Origin of the sequence: Catellatospora sp. NPDC049609 (assembly GCF_040675365.1) — a bacterium.
Taxonomy (GTDB): domain Bacteria; phylum Actinomycetota; class Actinomycetes; order Mycobacteriales; family Micromonosporaceae; genus Catellatospora.
In genome coordinates this window covers 1-2,170 of record NZ_JBFAOU010000413.1, presented here as the reverse complement: position 1 = coordinate 2,170, position 2,170 = coordinate 1, and the positions used below count along the sequence as shown (strand labels likewise).

At 63.7% G+C, this 2,170-nt stretch carries 1 protein-coding gene; it reads left to right on the top strand.

All coding sequences use genetic code 11. The features are described from left to right. Positions 1-497 precede the first annotated feature (497 nt). The gene (locus AB0J67_RS40735) at positions 498-2,102 is read left to right on the top strand and encodes an NACHT domain-containing protein (RefSeq protein ID WP_363491123.1); all 1,605 of its coding nucleotides are present in this window, start codon (positions 498-500) and stop codon (positions 2,100-2,102) included. Positions 2,103-2,170 lie beyond the last annotated feature (68 nt).

Genomic DNA, 2,170 nt, shown 5'->3' with positions numbered 1-2,170 from the left:
CTGAAGACACGACGAGCCCATCGACGCGGCATCCAAAAAGGATCTGCGATCGGACCAGCAACCGCCACCGTCAGCTATTGCGCACAAGATCGTAAACGCTGGTCCGGACGTAACGCCTTCGAGCGGAGAGGGCGGAGTGCGGTGATCGCGCCGACGCTTCGGTGACAACACTCCAAAACGCGCCGATCGTTACGTGTTCGAGCAGGTGGTGAACGTGAACTCGGCCGAGGGCTTACGTCACGTGGCGCTACTCGTGGCGTACGTTGTTCTCGTACAACCCGGGCCACATGGCACTGACGTCATCGGTGGCGTCAGGACCGTGCTGCACCGCGCCGATGGTCACGAATCGGCACAGCAAGTCGTAGTCGCCCAGTGGGAATACCCGCGCCAAAGTACTGCCGGAGTGGAGTCGGTCTTGCACCCGCCGAGTTCCACAGTGGGCATATCCAACCGCTCGTGCGCGGATCGACAAGCGAGGCGACATCCTGCTCGGTACGATGAGTGATCCGCTCGTACATTCCGAGGAGCCGATGTCCTCTCCCGCATCAACGGCAACCGTGATCAAGTTTGCGATCAGCGATCTCGGCAGCAAGAACGGGCATCACGCGTTCGAGCAGTTGTGCACGCATCTGGCCAGGGCAAGGATTGCCAGCAATGTCCTACCCGCGACCGGCCCGGTGTCGGCTGGCGGCGACCAGGGGCGAGACTTCGAGACCTTCGCCGTATCCAGCGAACGCAGGTCAGCGCCGCCGGCGGCTGCGTCACCGGACCGTATCGTGTTCGCGTGCACGATCCAGCGACGCGGTGTTGCCAGGAAGATCCGCGCCGACGTCGACAAGATCTGCCGGAGCGGCGAGCGCCCCGACCAGGTCGTGATCTTCGTCGGATCGGACATCGAGGTGGCTGTCCGGCACAAGCTTCAGGCATGGGCCCGCACCGAGCACGCTGTGGCGCTGGAAATCTTCGACGCTGAGGCGATCACCGCGCTGCTTTGTGAGAACGACCTGTTCTGGATCGCCGAGGAGTTTCTGCACGTCCCTGTCCAGCTCGGCCCGCGTCGGCTAGGCCAGTTGTCCGACCTTCTAAGCGCACAGGCAGAGGCTGCGAGCCGCACGCCGCATGGACATTGGGGGCTGACCACACCACGTCTGCTTGATGTCTACATCGACCGCCGTGTGCAGAGTCGAACGAAGGCCGGTGAAGTCGTCAGCGTCCGTGATGACCGGCTCACCGACCTGGTAAGCACGCGTAGTGGGCACTTGTTGCTCATCGGCGCGCCGGGCACGGGGAAGACGACTCTGGTGCAGCAGCTGGTGACGAAATTGGCGGCCGGGTGGAGCCCGGGGGCTCCACTGCCGGAGTCGATTCCGCTGCGGATCCTCGCCCGTGACCTCGTCGGAGGCGAGGCCTCGTTCAGTGAGTGCGTCCGTTATGCCGTCTACCGCACTGCGCGGACACAGGGCCCGCTGGACCCGGATCTGTTTGCCCAGGGACAGGGCGGGCGTGACTGGTTGGTGATCGTCGACGGCATCGACGAGATCAGCGACTATGCAGACCGGGCTGCCGTGATCTCCCTGATCGCGCAACGTGCTCGGCAGCACCACGGTCATCGGTTCATCGTCGTCACCCGGCCGCTGTCGACCGATGAACTTCAGCCCCTGTCGGACGCAGGATTCCATGAGGCACGGCTGCCGGGGTTCACTGTGGAGGACTTGGGCGACTTCTCCATGCGGTGGTTCCAGGCGAGCAAATCAGCAGACCCTCAGGGACTAGCGGCTGCGTTCATGGAGGCCGCCCTGCAGGACGCACACCTGCTGGAGGTGCTGCAGGTGCCGCTCTTTGCAACCGTTGCCGTGGCTGCATTCGCCGATGATCCAGCGAGCAGGTTGCCCAACAACCGGCTCGACCTGATCAACAGGTTCATGCAGGGCATCGACGAACGCAGCCGCCCGCGGCGGGACCCCTCTGTCGAAGTTATCGCCCGCGATCAGCTCGACGAGCTGATTGGCGAACTGGCTGAGCAGACGGTGGCCGGTACCGGAGACCTAGCCGCTACCCTGCGTGAGTGGATGCAGACTAACGATCTTGTGCGCAATAGCTGACGGTGGCGGTTGCTGGTCCGATCGCAGATCCTTTTTGGATGCCGCGTCGATGGGCTCGTCGTGTCTTC

What these genes read in the sequence shown, in the direction of transcription:
- AB0J67_RS40735 (WP_363491123.1), top strand. Translation starts at nt 498, where the DNA reads ATGAGTGATCCGCTCGTACATTCCGAGGAGCCGATGTCCTCTCCCGCA.